The following is a 16,135-nucleotide window of genomic DNA, read 5'->3' as shown; positions in this document are numbered from 1 at the left end:
GAAGAAGCGCAAGTGAGGTGACTGCCTCATGCCCTCATGGGGCTCCCCTTTCGGGGGGCCCTTCCTCTTTTTTTGAAAGGTTTTGCATACAACCTGCTTTTCTGCTATTTGCCCCACAAAATCCTGATCTCTTCTTCGTTGAGGATCTTTTTCTCTTCGATTGATTGGATACGTTCAAGCAGACGGCTCTTTGTCGTGCTGAGTTCCTGAATCTGGCTATCAAGTCGCTGAACCTTCTGTTTATAGAGCTTGAGGAGCCCGGTAATAGCGCTTTGCTTATCTTCGTTGGTGGCGTCCTCGGTCAAGCCGGTGCAGGAAACAAGAATACTTATTTCGTCGATGTTCAGCCCCAGTTTCAGATAGAGCTGGATCAGCCTGACCTGCTCAATAACCCGTTCTTCGTAGTCACGGTAGCCGTTTTCCAATCGTGCAGGGTGAATCAGTCCCTTGTGTTCATAATGGCGGAGCGAACGAATGCTTACGCCGGTGAAACGAGAAAGCTCGCTGATGCGCATCAATAAAGACCTCCTGGTAACTTCCCTGTAGTATACCCTGTAGTGTCAGAGCATGGCCAGACCTCTTGACTATGCCATCAGTGTCATAGTTTATACTACCCCATGAAAAATGAAACTTGCTTTTCAGCAATAATTCCAAGTGGAAAGAGGAATTGACTTATGACTGCACAGTTCTCAGAACGAGCACAAGCGTATCTTCAGGAGCCACATATTGCGGTATTAAGCACACTCAACAAAGATGGAAGCTCACAGCTCACTCCGGTCTGGTATCTACTCGAAGATGATGGAACAATTATACTGAATACGCAGAAGCATTTACGGAAGGCGAAGAATATGTTTCGTGATGCACGCGTCGCGCTTTGTATACAGGACGGAATGCGCTATGTCACTATCAACGGAATAGTCGAGATCTCCCAGGATCGAGCCAGGGTCCAGGATGAGCTTGCCCGACTGATCGCACGTTATATTGATAAGGAGGAGACACGTCAACAATATAGAGAGATATTCGGTCGGCAAGATCGCATCTCACTTCACTTCCAACCTATCAATGTGATCGAGTCTTTGTAAGGGTTGGTGCCTGCTCTCTTCTGCTTGCTCTGTTGTATGATACTGGATACAGTATTTCATCAAGAATAGAACAAGTTTCATGTAAAAGAGAGGAAAGGAATGTCAGTACCATCTCTTGAAGCGATAACGACAGGTTTGATTGAGCAACTCCAGTCTGAGCAGAAGGAGCTGCGTCTGCTGATCCTGCGACGGGTCAGTCAGGGGGGGCCAGTATCGAAGGCCCAACTTGCCAGCGAGCTTCATATCAGCGAGGATGAGCTTGAGAAGCGGTTGCATCAATTGCCGGACACCGAGTATAACGAGAACGGTGATGTGGTCGGATGGGGCGTGACACTGGTCCCGACGCGACATCACTTTCAGGTGAACGGGAAGCAACTCTATACATGGTGTGCCTTTGATACGGTGCTCTTTCCGCCTTGCCTGGGTCAGGAGGCACATGTTCTATCACATTGCCCCACGACGGGCGAGCCGATCAGTTTTGTGGCCTCACCCTCGGGAGCAATTCGCGATCTTTCGCCCACTACAAGCATTCTCGCGCTGCTCATTGCCTTCGATCAGAACCGCGTTCGTCAGACGTTCTGCGAAAATGCGCTCTTCTTCTCGTCAGAGCGTGCGGCGACGCCCTATCTTGCAACTCATCCGAACGCGGTGTTGCTCTCACTCGAGCAGGCATCACAGGTCGGGCAACAGGTAGCTGCTGCTTGCTTTGGTATCAAGAAATAGATGAATGTGCAGCGGAGAGGCTCACTGCCTCCCGCTTTCTTTTTTGTTGGAAAAGAGAATGACTCTTCCGCTCTTTCGCTCTAAAGCGGGGACATATCGCTGTCGATGAGCTCTGAACTGACAGTATACTAAAAAGAAATGATGGTCCGAGCTGCTCATTCCGTTGATGAGCAGGTGTCACGGGGGGCTTGTACTCATCCAGAGGTTGGACTGGACGGCTTCTGGATCGAGGGTAATACTGTTGAGCTGTCATAGCATCGTCCGTTTGGCGAGCCGAGGGAACTCCATGAACCCGCGCTTTTGATGCGGATAAGAGATCCAGCATTGAAACGTGTGTCCTTCTCTGATGTTCTTGTATGCGCGCTGATCGGACACTCAGGAGGCTGCAAGGCGATGAGTAGAGCGTTCACCCGTTTTGGTTTTGGTTGTGAGCATGAGGTCGCCTTTCTCAATCCAGCAGGCCATTTTGCTGATCATGCGAACACGTCCTTTGCAGAAGTAGCTGCGATTATTGCCCGTTTGCCCGTGTATGATGATGATATCGAACAGCTTGTGAACGGGAAGAGTGGCATCAAGCGGAAGCGCTGGTACCTGGAAGGGCAGCGGCGTTTCAGCCCGGACGGACAATTTATCGATTTTCGACCGAAGGGAATCGAGATTCGGACAACGATTCACCCCACGATTCAGGGAGCAATCAATGAGCTGAGAATGAGCTTCACGCTGTTGATGCAGCACACGCGCGATGCTGGCTTTGTTCCTGCCCTGACAAGTTTTCACCCCTATAAAGACATGTTCGTCCCAGACCCACCAATGAACGCGTTTGAGCGGAGATTGTATGATAAATCGCCCGAAATGCGTTCATCTGCTATCACGATGCTGACCTATGGCCCCGATTTGAATATCTCGTGTCCTGAGCTTACTCCTGAAGAGGTGCTTGACCGGGGGCGCAAGTTGACGTTCTACAGCCCGTATATCGTCCCGTTCAGCTTTAGCTCTCCCTTTTTTCAAGGCAGGCCGTGGGGAGGGCTCTCGATACGCACCCTGAAGCGGACCGGTATGCGTCCGGCCACGCTTGTTTTTGTAGAGCATGCACATGAGCTCATCGACAGCGACCCATCATTGACACAGCTTGCGCGGCTTCCGCGTGAGGTCGGGCGTATTGAGTTCAAGGCGTGTGATAGTAGTGCTGACTTTTCGCTCTATGCTTCCTTGCTTGCGCTGCTCAAGGGCTTGCTCATCGATGAGACGCTTGAGGGCCGGATGACAGTGCCCGATCCGGTCATGCATCAGCTTGCAGCGCGTTCAGGCTTTCAACATCCAGAGATCGAAGAGGGTGCCCGAGCGGTTGTGCGGGCAGCAACCATTGCCCTTGAGCGTGTTGCTGATCCCGACGTGAGTTTGCTCGCTCGGCTGCATGAGCAGGTGCAGCGCAAGATTACCCCTGCCCATGAGCTGCTTCGTTTGTATGAGGATATCGGGAGTATTGAGGAGGCGTTGCGGATTGCCGGTGCCAGTACTGGATAGGCAATATCGAGCATTTTGTATCTCTCTCTGTATCTCCTCTTTTACCCACCTGGGCCGTTTTGCCTGCTATGCTCAGAGGGAAAGGAGGCTGAACTATGGAGATAGGGCGTCGAGTATATCATCTGTCAATCCTGATTGTGGTCCTCTTTGTGATCATGAGTGGCACACTGGTGTACTGGCAGGTTGATGTTGCGGGAAAGGTGGTTTCCAATCCCCGGAATATGCGCCTCTGCCTGGAAACCAATGTGCCGCTCCGTGGCCGTATCTTTGATCGAAATGGCGTCTTGCTGGCGGATATGCAGCCCGATGCCAGAGCTTGTGGTGGCGTCATCCGGCACTATTATGAGCCGTCCCTTGCTGGATTGATCGGTTACTATGCAGGGCCGAACTATCCCGCGACCGGTCTGGAGGCGCGCTACAATGATACGTTAATGGGAAAACAGGGTCAAAGGTATCTGGATGAACAATATAAGAAACTGGTACATAGGCGTGTGGTGGGGAATGATCTATACCTGACGATTGATGTGCGTATCCAGCGTGCGGTGAACAAGGCCTTCGATACGCCGCTACTTGAGCAGGACCCCGATCAGGTTGCAGCCACCAATCGAGGTGCCGCGATAGTGACCAATCCGCATACGGGCCAAATTCTGGCGATGCTCAGTCGTCCGGCATTTGATCCCAACAAGCTGGTCAAGACGCTTGCACACGGGGATGAGAGCTACTATCGCCAGCTCGTTGCGCAAGTAGAGAACCCTCTGCTCTTTCGCCCCCTGCTTGGCCTGTATACGCCCGGCTCGACCTATAAAACGGTAACGCTTTCGGGGGCTCTGGATACAGGAACAACCACACTTGATCACGTCTATGATCCCGAATACACGAAAGGGCCTGTGGTGCTCGGTCAGCATCTGTTTCATCCCCAGATGAGCAATATTCTGGGCTATACGGTCGATTTTCATATCTCAACCAATTATGGCTTTGCCCACTCTGATAATATTCTCTTCGCAAAGCTCGGGCAGGATATGGGACTTGATCGTTGGCTGGAGTTCAATAAGCGCTTCTTTGTCGGGCAAAGCATCCCGTTTGAACTTCCTGTCGCCAGAAGTTCGGTATTGAAAGCTGATGGGACGCTGGATGAGAACATGCTGGTTGATAACGCGTTCGGTCAGGGGGTCGATTTTATTACCCCTCTTCAGATGGAGCTTTTCAACAGTGCGATCGCGAATGGAGGGCAGTTGATGCAGCCCGTAGTAACGCTCAAAATGACGCGACCCGATGGCGAGCCGCTTTCGATCTTTGCGCCGAAAGAGCTTGGCAAGCGACAGATGCAGCAACGCACGGCGCTGGATACACAGCAGGCAATGTATGGTGTGGTGCGCTGCGGTTCGGGCTCACTTGAAGCTACTACACTGGCACATTCGCCGTGGGGCATTATTGCCAAGACCAGTACCGGTGAGCTTGGTGGCGACAGGCTCGCCCATAGCTGGCTGATTACACAGGCTCCTTATGCGATTCAGCACCCCGAACAGGCGCCCACATTAACAATTACGGCCATGCGCGAGAATGGTGGCGAAGGTGGTTCTGCGATCGGGCCAATGGTGAGCGCGATGTATCAGGAGATCTTCAGCAAAGGGTATGTCAAAGTAGAACAGCCAGCGGCTCCGCCCGCGACCTACTGTTGTGATGCAAAGTTGCTTCAGCTCGGCTGTGGATAACTAGATAAGGCGGATGAGAAAAAGCCACCTTTGTGTGAAGTTTCATCCTTTGTCTGTCTGCTTCCATCAAGCAAGAAATGGGGAGGAGTGAGCAGGAACGAACATCTACATGCTTCTCTTGATGAGTACCTTTTCTCTGTCTGTTGAATAGAGAAATGAGAACCATGATCGCTTTTTGTTGCTGTGTGAGAGGAGATACGGGTGATGCTTTCTCCTCCCTTTTTGAAAGGAAAAGAGGCCGTCGTCCAGGAAAGACGGCGGCTTCCTGAAGCTGTGTGAGCAGGCTATTGAAGCTTGCTCATAGGACAATCAGGAGGGCAGATTGTCTCTTTAATATCGAGGATATCTTTCAGCTTTTTCCGCCCGCGTGAAACCTGCGCTTTGATGGTGCCGGGCGGACACTTGAATTTCAGCGCGATACTGCCGTAGGGGATTCGTAGAACATCATGGTGCTTGAGTACGGTACGATACGGCTCTTCAAGCTCGTCCAGGCGTTCGATATATTCCGGTTTAAGCCAGTGCTGTTGTGACCTCCCTTTCCGAAGTGGACATGATGGACAACAACAGAACGGTTTCGAGATCTGCGTTTGTGAGTTTGCCATGATTTCTCTACCTGCCTTTTGTGACTGCTACAGACAGGGAGCGAGACGCTCTGCCGTAGTGACATGTACGATACTTCTCAGCCGCTTGCGAGCGATGCTCTGGGAGGCCCGGAGCCTGATACGTTCCGCCGTGGTGGGTGGTGCCAGTTCCGGTTGTCCGGGTAGGTGAGGGACCAGCACTTCCCTGATCGCTTGCTGTATGGCCCTCTTTTGCATGGGTGGTAGGGACTTCACAGCCTGCATGATGTCGTCAAGCAGTTGTTGCCGCTCGACGCATTCGGCTGGATCGGTTGCCAGCTCACCCGCTGCTGAGAGCAGCTCTCCATCGCATAGCTCGCCTTGCTCGTCAAGCGGAAGGGCGTAGACCAGCTTTCGCCTGCGGAGGTGCTGTATCACCTCATTGTGCACCATCCGCCGGATGTAGGGCTCAAGGCGCTGAATGTTATGGTTTCGCCTGAGGGTGAGCCAGAGCTTGATCAGCACTTCCTGCGCGATGTCCTCTACATCTGGTGCTGGCAAGCGGAACGAGCTCTGATAGAGGGTTCTGCGAATGAATGCCATGTATGACGTCAATTGATCGTCCAGGCAGTCTGTTCTGCTTCTTGCAAGCATAATGCATCTTTCCCTGGAGTCAGGAGAAGAAACGATACCATATGTATCGTTCTCTCCTGCTAGAAACAGCCTACGTTACCGCTTTTTCAATTGACTGCTCTTCTTCTGACGACCAGAGAAGAAGAGGAAGTGCACATTCACACCGAAGGCGGTCTTGCGTCCCTTCTTCTGGCGAAAGGGCAAGATGTCGTGCCACTTGCCGGGAAGTCCCTTCAGAGGCACGCTCTTCGGTTTGCGCTTCTTCTGCTGCTGCACGAAGAAGGTGCGTCGCAAGTCTGGCAAGGTCTTGAGAAGCAGGGCCAGGAGCATGATCAGTAGAAAGCAACTGACCCAGAAGATCTGCCAGAATGGAGGCAAGACGGTGATAAGCTGGAGCATGTCCATATGCTGCCTCCTTGTCACGTGTAACTGCCGTGTACATGTGTCAGGAGACCAGGGGGAGCTTGCATGGAGATCGTCTGAGAAAAGAATACTCGTTCCTCGTGTATCACTCATGGTCTTACAAGTTATGAGGTCTCTCGCCTGCCAAGCATCGATACTCAATAACTTGTACTTTGCTCACTCTGATCTAATAACAGTATAAATCAATGTTATGCATTTAGACAAGGATATGCAACACTTTTTTGTCTTGAATTGAAGACCCAGTGTTATTTTTAACAGAAATTTCACAATATGAATAGCTTATCGCTTGAGGGAGGCGCACCGGGTGCCTCCGAGCGATAGGAAGAAAAGGGGCAGAGGTCAGGGCACCATGTGACGGAAAAGAAAAAAGACTGGCCATTGAGTGAGCGGTGCAACAATGCCCTTCGTCGATGCTTGGCAGGCGAGAGCGAAAAGCATTATTGAGACCATTCGGCCAGTCTTCAAAAGCAGGTAGAGAATGTTGCTTCTACTTAAAGAGATGTTGTTTCGGTGAAAAGATTAAGCCCAAAAAACTATTCAGAAGAGAAAAAACAAAATTCTCTACAAAAAAACAATACACATCCTCTAGAGAAAACAAAGCGACTATTACAAAACAAAATTGTTTCTTTTTTATGCTCAGGCATCAGTGAGCTCAATCGGTGCATGCTCGGTCAGGAGCGGCCAGTATTTCCGCTTCATATTGCTGCCTAGCTGTTGCAATTTCTCGTTTATCTCTGCTTTGAGTGGATCGTCTGGTGCGATTGCGTGATAGCAGCCAGTCAGCAGCCGCTTAAGCGGTTCGATGATACGTGTATCGTGTCCTTTCAGAACGGCATGATGCACAAGCGTGATCCATAAGGGAATGTATTGGTGACAGCGCTCGCGCTCAAGCAGGTCCAGTGACATCTGTTCATAGCCAAGATACCCAAGCAGGCTTAACGCGATGGTTCGCGATGTGTCGTCCTTGCGAGACCAGAGGTATTGTGCCCGCTCAAGGAAGCGCTGCCGGATATGTGCATGTGCCCGTTCAACCTCCGTGGGAACCGCGACCCGATACACGATCTCGTCGCGCGGAGCGAAGTCGCCGCGATAGGAGAGCCAATTGTGTGAGCCACTGATATGGAGCTTGCGATCAATGATGACCTCTTTCGCGTGCGAGTTCCCGAGCCACTCGACAATAACCCCGGGTGCACCTTTGAGCGTAGTGATAGCACGCAAGCGCTGTTGCAGGCCGGGGGGGATCGGGCGAGACTCTTTCTGCTCCTCTCGCCCGATGCCATAGCCAATCAGAAAATGTACCCCCTTCTTCACCAGACGCTCGATCAGCGCGAGGAACTCGTCATCAACGACATGCTCATTGATCCAGGGAGAGTAGATGATGATCTCTTCGCGGGCCTGCCGTAGCGCTTGCAGGAAGGCGGGGCGGATCTCAGCGCCGCGCCAATGCTGCACCGGAGGAAGTTCCTGTCCTGGTGTGCGGACCTTCTTCTGAAAGCGGGGCAGATTGCGCCGGGGCATTTCTTCTGCCTCCGGTGGATTGCTTGCTTCTTCGGCAATGGTTGGCTGCTCCTCCAGCCCGCAGAGCTCTTTGAGTGCCTGTGCCTTGCGTTCAAGAAGCCAGGTTGCCACAATCGGGATAGAGACGCCTTCTGAGCGAGCAAGAAACGAAAGCGCCTCTGTGGGGTCGTTGCTGTGCTCATCACGAAGCACAAAGATGCCGATGCGCTTCCAGCACAGTTGTGGAGGAGAGAGCGGCTCGATCTCGGTGACCACCTGCCCCTCTTCTGGCCGATGGAGATCAAGGCTGACTTCTTCGAGCAGCTCAGGACTCACATTCCATTCCGTGAACCGCTGAAGGTTCTGCTGGACAAAGGTTTCCAGGTTTTCCAGCGGCTCTTCAGGAGAGACAAACGGGTGTGGCTCGAAAGTGAGCGTATCGAGGAGCGCATCCTGAAGCATATAACGAATAGCCTCATGGCTCTCCTGGGCCCGAGTCTCCAGCAGCAGGGTCTTTCTGCCTTCTTCAGTCAGGGTGATACTGCCTGTATGCTTGCTGAGAAGCTGCCAGGTCAGTAGATCGTTCAAGGTAGTTATGATAAAGATAGGATCAAGACCCAGGGCCGCGGCTAGCTCCTCGGGTGAAGGCGGCGGCACGAGCTCTTCATAGGCGCGAAGGACAAACCGTTGCAGCAAGTTCAATTTACTGTGTATTTCATAGGCAACGCGGCACTGAAGCTGCTGTACGGGATAGCGAAACTCGCGTGCGCCCAGGACGGTGATCCCGGGCGACCGTTTCTCGATTTCTTTCGCCTCATCTTGCAAGACTGGCGCGATCAGTGGTTGCAGGTTAGATTGCAGTGGTGTCAATGAAAGCCCCCCGATGTTTAACTATACTGGCGACGTTGCGATAGCGCTCTACAGCGGTATCGGCGTGTGAGGTGCTACAGAAGAGATCATGGCACCCGACGATCACAAGCAGTTCCTGCGCCCGCGAGAAGGCCACATTGATACGCTCATCCTTTCTCGCGAAGCCGATATCACCCCGACTGTTGTTGCGCACCATGCTAACGATAACAACCGCCCGCTCGATTCCCTGGAAGCGATCAACCGTGCCGACGCGGATGTTGAGAGCGCTAAACCGTGCGCTCTTGCCACCCTGAGAAACCCCCAGGCTCTCACGCAGGAGGCTGCTTTGTGCTGCATAGAAGGTGATGACCCCGATCTCTTTCGGCGGAGCACCGGCGGCTAGTTTTGGGGCCCAGGCCTGCTGGAATTGCTGGCAGATCGCGGTGATAATCTCGACCTCTCGCTGATTGATGTAGGATGTTCCTACCCGCTCTTCGCTGAAACTATGATACTTGCTCGGGCAGGTGAATACGACCTCTTTGCTGCTCTGGTTGCGTGCTATCAACTGCTGTCCCGTGCGCTCCTGTACAGAGGTCAGCGGAGTCGTGACCCAGACAAGATGTTTGTTTTTGTCGACAAGTGGCACCTCAAGCTGATGGTCACGTTCGAGATCTGGCTGATTGAGGCCACATTCCAGCGGACGTTCATAGAACTGATTGATGGCTGCCATAATGTCAGGATGCATGCGATATTGAATGTGAAGCATGCATTTCTTGCTGGCAGGGGCATCACGATAGAGCCTGGCAAAATAAGATTGATTAAGCTGGTGGTATGTTTGTGGATCCAGCCCGTTTTCTTCGGCCATCTGATCCAGCGTTTTATCATCGATCATTGGTGGCAGCTGGTGCTGATCTCCAATGAGGATAAGCTTTTTGCCGCGAATGGCCGGGAGCAGGATTTCGGGTGGGGTCGCTTTACTGACCTCGTCAATAATAACGGTATCGAATGTGGAGATAGCGCTGAATTCCCGTGATGAGAGTCTGGGAGCCTGCCCGCAGGTGATGCCGACAACATTGGCATTTTTGATGTAGGTCTGCTGAAGCTCTTGCCGGTCATAGGCCGAGATGTTCTGTAGCTCGGCGACCCAGTCCGTAATCAGACGATCGTAGCGCTGCGAGAAGCGTTCTTCGTTGTCGAGCTCCTGTTGCCAGCTATTAAACTGGTGCTGCATGCTCTGAAGAAAGGGCAAGGCAAAGATGCCCTCTGAAGGCGCTGCGGGCCGGACTTCAGCCGGAATTGACTCCCAGAAGGAGCGCCACCATTGCCGCTCGATCTGGAGACCAGCGGGTTTGCTGCCTGCCGTCTGCTCAAGGCGCACCAGCTCACGCTGAAGAATCTCTTGCTGCTTCTGATGCTGTTTGAGGTCGTCCCGAAGCTGAAGAAGCTGCTGGGGCAGAAGATCATGCGTTTTCTGTAGCTGCTCCCAGAGGGTGTGTACAAGTTGCTCTGCCTGTCTGGTATCGGCAAGCCAGCGCTGTGACACGCTACGGTAGCGTTGCACAAAGTCGGGCGTAGTATCGCGAGTTTGGAGTTGGTCGCGGGCCAGCGTGAGTAGCTCCTTTGAAATATCTGATCGAAGACTCAACTGGCGAAGGTGCTCCGCAAGCTCGCTATGGATGTGTTGGAGCGTTTGAGCCAGCACGGGAAGCAACTCACGCTGTGTCTGTTGTTCGCTTCGGAGCTGCTGCACCTGCTGTTCCAGCTCTCTTTTTTGTTGATTGGCCTGCTCAAGCTGTGAACGTATCTGAGTGATGCGCTGCTGTATCTGCCCTTGCAGAGTGTCATAGATGTGGTTAGCGATGTTCCTGCAAAAGTGCTGTGTGGCCTCATAGTTGGTGGTGTGAATCAGCTTGATACCGTGCTCAAGTGTGAAGAGCTGGTCTCGCATTTGCCGAAACAGGTCAAAGAGCTTCTGCTGATGTCGCTTTTTGAACATACCCGAGAAGAGGCCCGGGTTCATGATCGTCTCCTGTATCACGTGAAGCGTCTGCGCAAGCTGCTGCACAAGTATGGGCAAGTCTGTACTTTTCGGCGGTGCGCTGGTCGTCACGATGGGCGGGCTATACAGAAGCGCCAGGCTGATTTCAGGGTCGGTAGCAAGCAAGCGGTAATAGTGGTTCTGATAATCTAATTGAGCATAGTAAGCCTGCTTACAGTGTTGTTGATCTCGTAGAAGGGCTTGAATTCGGCGCTGGATTGTCTGCGCGGCACTCTGCCATTTCGCAAACAGAGGCTTGCTATCATATTTCTTCATGGTCGCGATGAGCCGTCCCGGGAAGAGCGACGGGATGTTGAGCAGGCCAGAAGAGGGGACACGTGGCTGTGTCTCGTTTGCAATGTAGGTTTGAATAGCTGTTTCGAGTGAATAGCGCGAAAAGAGGTGCAGTTCCTGTAGCGCCTGCTGCATCTCATTGAGGGGACGCCTGTGTTGTTGCAAGGTTTGCTGGCTCTTTTGGATCTGCTCATTCAATTGTTGGATTTTGGTCTCGAATTGCTGGATTGTGGCAGCTACCTGTTCCCGCTGGTTGTCGGTGAGCTGCCAGCGCGTGATAATTGCATCGATCGCGCTGAGGAGCGAGCGGCTTTCTTCCCATGCATCGCGCTGGACAAAAACGTGCTGTCGGAGCTGAATGACGCTCTGTAGCAGGCTGGTGACGGGAGGCATGGGCATGAGCCGCTGTAGGTGCTGCATCCCCTCGTTGACGCTCTGGATAAAATGCTGCTTGCTTCCCGTGCGAGCGATATAAGGGAGTGCGTTGCGGGAAATGCTGGCAAGATCCTGTACATATCTGCCCGCAAGGAGAGAGGCAAGCGCCTGCTGGACAGTCTGTGCGTTTCGTTCCGCCTCAACTTCTTCCTCAATCAGGAATGAAGTCGCTTTCAACTCCTGTTTGACCTTCTCATACTGCGAGCGCCATTTCTGGTACTGTTTCTGATATCGCTCCTCTTCCTGATAATAGCGAGTGAAGCGCTTATGCCCGCTCAGGAGCCGTTTGAAAAGGGCGATGTTCTGCTTGCGCTTCTCCTGCTTCGTCTGGCAATCGCTGGCCGTGTTGTGAAGCCAGGTGGTGATGACCTGTTCCTCGGTGAAATCCCGTCCCTCGTCTTCAACTGAATCCGGGTTGCCCTTGCGTAGAGCGCGAATGCTGGGGTGATGGCTGATACGACCGAGCGCGTTATCTACTGCCAGATTCGATTGTGAGGCGATCAGCGTGCGCCCGCCGCGTAGCGCCTCCTGATAGCAAATTTCGGCGATTACGGTCGTTTTGCCGGTTCCTGGTGGTCCCTGGATGAGCAAGAGATCAGGTGTCGCAAGAGCCATCTCGATCGCGGTTCGTTGCCCGCTATTGCAGGTCCCCGAGAGCAGGTCGGAAGGAAGCAAGCGCTGAATTGCCGGGATATCTCCGGCCTCGCGCGCATTGAAGAAGAAGTCAGCCAGGCGCGGATTGACGGTTTTCCCCTGTTTGAGATCCTCAAGCGCTTCCTGCTGGCGGCTGATCTGTTGCATATCGCCACGGGCATCGAAATAGAGATACCCATTTGGGGGCAACGCATAGGAGCCTTTTTGCAAGCGGCGAACAAGCGAGGGATCAAGGCTGATGACAAGTGCGTTCTCGTCTGCCTTGAATTGCTCAATGGTCCCGAGATCCTGGCCATAATGTTTGCGAGGGCTCGGGGTATTGGGAAGCGAGTCAAGCCGCTTGAGGCGCTCTTTGCGCGAGTTCCGAATGCGCATGACAAACTCAGCAGGATCAAGGCTGGTCCCGCTACTGTCGACGGCGCTGGCGGCATCCAGAAAGAAGGTCACACGCGACGATCCGTCTCGATAGGTGTGGCTGGTATATGCAACGCTATAATGTCGCTTTTTGATCAGCTCTTTCTGGAAATTCAGCAGTGCTTCCCATCCCTGAAGCTGGTTCACGTCGAGTTCCGGGCGCTCTCGAATGGGGAGGGCACGGAGGCGTGCGAGGAATGCTGTATCAATCCCTCGATAGTCGGGCAAGGAGGGAACAAGCTGAACAAGAGCAGGCAATGAGGCATGATTCTGGACGCCCTCCTCCTCCCGGGGGAGCGTGATCTTACGAATTTGCAGCCTGTGCTTCGTTGTACCGACTACGTTGACGAAGAGGCGAAGGGTCCTTTTACCCAGAGCCTCAGGAAAGTCGTCACTATCAGTTGCAAGTGTCAGCTCCCAGGCCTCATGCTCCGCCTGCTTGCTCTCCTGAGTGCGGCGTACATACCACTTATACGCTTTCTGTCCGACGAGCCGTACCAGCATTTTTTCTCCAAGCGTGTGAATCCTGGTCCGAAGCTCTGGCGTGCGCTGATTCTGTTTCCACTGGTGGACAAGCTCCTTCTCGCTGTCACTACCAAGCAGACGAAGGATATCACGAGCAGCTTCATCCCAGAGCTGATAGAGCCATTCCATATGGTGCGTTGGTGGTTCCGCAGCCAGAGGCATGGGGACTGGTGTGGGAAGCGGTGGCTGAATCTGCCCGCTGATCGGAATCGTCTTTGTCTCGGTCTCGCCCTGTAGCCGGATTGCGCCATTGAGAATGGTGCCGGGCGGCTTCCCGTGCGTCTCAAAGGAGAGCGATAGTGTATGGGAGCCCGGAGCAATGCGGGTCGGGAACACGCTCAGTCCCGGAACGGTCGTCGAGAGCGTACACTGCTCTTTGACCTCGATCTGGATGGTGCGTGTCTGCTGGCTCTCGGCGGGTACGGGGCCGAAATCGATACCGTTCACGGGTAGTTGCCACTCTGCGTCAAGCCAGGTTGCGCCTTCCGCAGCCCCACCAAGCACGGTGACGTAGCGGAGTTCGTAGGGATGCCCTGCGGCCTGAATCAGCGGTTCGTCATAGCTTTCGCGCGAGCGTTGCAGGAGCATGTTTTCCAGCCGCACACCGGGAACCTGAATATGCAAGAGCGGTTCGTCAACGGTATAGAGCCTGGTGGCTGCCCCGGCACCGATCAGGCGGAGCCGTTTCGAGATGGTGAACGGACCGCGATAGTCGCCCGAGTCCAGTTGCACCGTGAGATTATCAGGGAGGTATGGAAGCACGCCCGCAATGGTGTCGGGATTGACCCGGGTGTTGACACGCATTTTTTCGATAGCGCTATGCAAGGCACGCTTGAAATCAATCGGGCTCTGGTAGCGCTTCTCTGGCTCCTTTTCCAGCATTTTGAGCACGACCTGTTCCACTTCTTCGCTCAGAGCCGGGTTGAAGCTACGCAGTGGTGGTGGCTGCTTGTTACAATGGGCATCTCTTAGCTGGAACCAATTGTTCCCGGTAAAAGGAAGATGCCGGGTAAGGAGTTGATAGGCGATGACCCCCAGACTATAGAGGTCACTGCTGTAGTCGGGTTGACCGTTGAAGTGCTCGGGAGCCATGTAGAGCGGGGTGCCCGCGTTGTCGTCCGGGGCTGCCTGAAAGGTATGATGGAGCGCGACATCAAGAAATTTCGCCAGACCAAAATCACCGATGACGATGCGTCCCTGCTTGTCGCGTAAGATGTTGTGTGGTTTGAGGTCACGGTGAATAACCTGGCGCTGATGTGCATAATGGAGCCCTGTTGCTATCTGTCCGATGATATCATCAACCTCCTCGATGGGAAGCGGTCCGGTTGTTTTCTTCAGCAGGGAGTTCAGATCACCTCCATCGATGTAGTCCATAACAAGATAAATCTGCTCCTCTTCGATTGTGAAGGTTTGCAGGCGGACAATATTGCGGTGATCCAGCTCGTTGAGGACGTGCGCTTCACGCTTGAGGAATTCGGCGAGATCCTTTGCCTGGCTATTTTTATGGACGACTTTTACACAGGCAACTCTTTTCAGGTGGCGATGGCGGGCCCGGTAGACTGCACCAAAACCGCCCTGTCCTATCTTCTCTTCAATAATATAGTCGCTGACGATGCGACCGGAAAGATCGGTAGGATTGGTCATTACGCTCTCCGATAAGGTGTTGTTCTCCCGTGAGACACCCTCATTTCTGGCAGGCAAGAAGCACCCGTTATCCCCTGTTTTGTGTTGCTCTTCAGAAATGCTGAAAGAGATAGAGTAGAGATGCGGTACGCGCGTTCGTTCAGTATGGACGCGCTTTACGGGTTAGAGCTTCTGTGAGGGTTGGAAGCTTTAGTGTATGAGAAATATATCTCTTCTGTCGGTTACGGAAAATACTCTGTTTATGATACTATAACCCTATTTGTGTATCATTGCAATGAGTTCTTGGTACTATTTAACCGGAGGAATGACTTATCTCTTTGCAGGAAAGAAGCAGCAATTCAGGGTTTCATTATGGTTGTTGAAATTGATTGGAGGGGATAGGCGAGATGATATGCTTCCTGTAAAATCACTGTTCTTGCGGGTTGTACAGGGCTGGTTGCTGTTCTCTGTGTCTGGAGGCGTATCCCGGCCTGACTGACCTGCTCGCTCTGGTCGCTCAAGTGTATCCTGCTGCTCGTCGAGCTGGCTTCTCTGTCTGAGGCCCCGGGTGCACTTCTCTGTGGTCTGTATTGAGGAGCAGCTTGTGTCGTTGCCTGTTTATGCGATGGGTTTTTCGTACAGGATAACCTCTAGCGGCTGATAGGTGCCCGCACCTGTTTGCTGTTGGAAGTAGTCTCTGCCGACTTCGCAAAAGCCGTTCTTCTCATAAAGTTTGCGAGCCGGAAGTTGCAGCAGGGAGGTATCCAGATGCAGGATGCGGTAGCCAAGCTCACGAGCACGCTGTTCAAGGGTATGGAGAAGTAGCTGACCGTAGCCGCGCCCTTGATAGTCGGGGTGAACACGCATGCGTTTGATCTCGGCTCGCTCTGCGTCGGTATGTCGTAACGCACCCATTGCGACAAGGCGACCGTCACATTCACCAATGAGAAATTCGCCCTGATTGTTGAGATACACATCCTCAATTGCGTAGATATCGTCGTCCCAGGGTCCTCGACCAAGATAAGCCCCGGTCTGCTGGAGTGCGAACACATGCAGCGCCTCAACGGCTGCTTGATCGGTGGGAGTGTAGCGGCGGAGTGTCAACGTATGCTGTTCCTCTTTCGTCTGATAGCTTGCCACGCAGATACC

Annotated in this window: 11 protein-coding genes; 4 read left to right on the top strand and 7 right to left on the bottom strand. The window is 53.1% G+C overall.

The annotated features are described in order from the left end of the window. Positions 1-104 precede the first annotated feature (104 nt). Positions 105-515, bottom strand: a complete 411-nt coding sequence (locus KTH_RS00725; protein WP_497615851.1) for a MerR family transcriptional regulator — start codon at positions 513-515, stop codon at positions 105-107. A gap of 159 nt (positions 516-674) precedes the next feature. Between KTH_RS00725 and KTH_RS00720 the strand changes: the two genes are divergently transcribed. The 4 genes from KTH_RS00720 to KTH_RS00705 all read left to right on the top strand — a co-directional run bounded on the left by KTH_RS00720 (position 675) and on the right by KTH_RS00705 (position 5,041). Continuing rightward, positions 675-1,082 carry a PPOX class F420-dependent oxidoreductase gene (locus tag KTH_RS00720; protein WP_497615850.1) on the top strand — a complete coding sequence of 136 codons (408 nt, stop codon included), beginning with the start codon at positions 675-677 and terminating at the stop codon, positions 1,080-1,082. A gap of 99 nt (positions 1,083-1,181) precedes the next feature. After that, the gene (gene merB, locus KTH_RS00715; protein WP_497615849.1) at positions 1,182-1,805 is read left to right on the top strand and encodes an alkylmercury lyase MerB; all 624 of its coding nucleotides are present in this window, start codon (positions 1,182-1,184) and stop codon (positions 1,803-1,805) included. A 393-nt stretch (positions 1,806-2,198) separates the two neighbouring features. After that, complete coding sequence (locus KTH_RS00710) at positions 2,199-3,329, top strand: glutamate--cysteine ligase family protein (RefSeq protein ID WP_497615847.1); 1,131 nt, start codon at positions 2,199-2,201, stop codon at positions 3,327-3,329. Positions 3,330-3,424: 95 nt separating this feature from the next. Beyond that, entirely contained in the window at positions 3,425-5,041 is a 1,617-nt protein-coding gene (locus KTH_RS00705; RefSeq protein WP_497615845.1) for a penicillin-binding transpeptidase domain-containing protein, read from the top strand. Positions 5,042-5,325: 284 nt separating this feature from the next. Here the strand turns inward: KTH_RS00705 and KTH_RS00700 are convergent, their stop codons facing one another. From KTH_RS00700 to KTH_RS00675, 6 genes are all read right to left on the bottom strand, one after another. Further along, the gene (locus KTH_RS00700; RefSeq protein ID WP_497615843.1) at positions 5,326-5,643 is read right to left on the bottom strand and encodes an RNA polymerase sigma factor; all 318 of its coding nucleotides are present in this window, start codon (positions 5,641-5,643) and stop codon (positions 5,326-5,328) included. A 27-nt stretch (positions 5,644-5,670) separates the two neighbouring features. Further along, positions 5,671-6,255, bottom strand: a complete 585-nt coding sequence (locus KTH_RS00695; RefSeq protein ID WP_497615841.1) for an RNA polymerase sigma factor — start codon at positions 6,253-6,255, stop codon at positions 5,671-5,673. Positions 6,256-6,330: 75 nt separating this feature from the next. Further along, entirely contained in the window at positions 6,331-6,639 is a 309-nt protein-coding gene (locus KTH_RS00690; protein WP_497615840.1) for a hypothetical protein, read from the bottom strand. A gap of 654 nt (positions 6,640-7,293) precedes the next feature. After that, positions 7,294-9,024, bottom strand: coding sequence for a hypothetical protein (locus tag KTH_RS00685; RefSeq protein ID WP_497615838.1), 1,731 nt, complete (start codon positions 9,022-9,024; stop codon positions 7,294-7,296). Next, positions 9,005-15,007 (bottom strand): protein kinase domain-containing protein, encoded by a 6,003-nt coding sequence (locus tag KTH_RS00680; protein ID WP_497615837.1) that lies wholly within the window; start codon positions 15,005-15,007, stop codon positions 9,005-9,007. The genes KTH_RS00685 and KTH_RS00680 overlap by 20 nt, the downstream gene beginning before the upstream one ends. 597 nt (positions 15,008-15,604) lie before the next feature. Then, positions 15,605-16,126, bottom strand: coding sequence for a GNAT family N-acetyltransferase (locus tag KTH_RS00675; RefSeq protein ID WP_497615835.1), 522 nt, complete (start codon positions 16,124-16,126; stop codon positions 15,605-15,607). Between the last annotated feature and the right edge of the window lie 9 nt (positions 16,127-16,135).

The organism is Thermosporothrix sp. COM3 (assembly GCF_059696735.1).
Note: the sequence above shows the minus strand (reverse complement) of the source record. Positions and strands in the feature narration are given on the sequence as shown.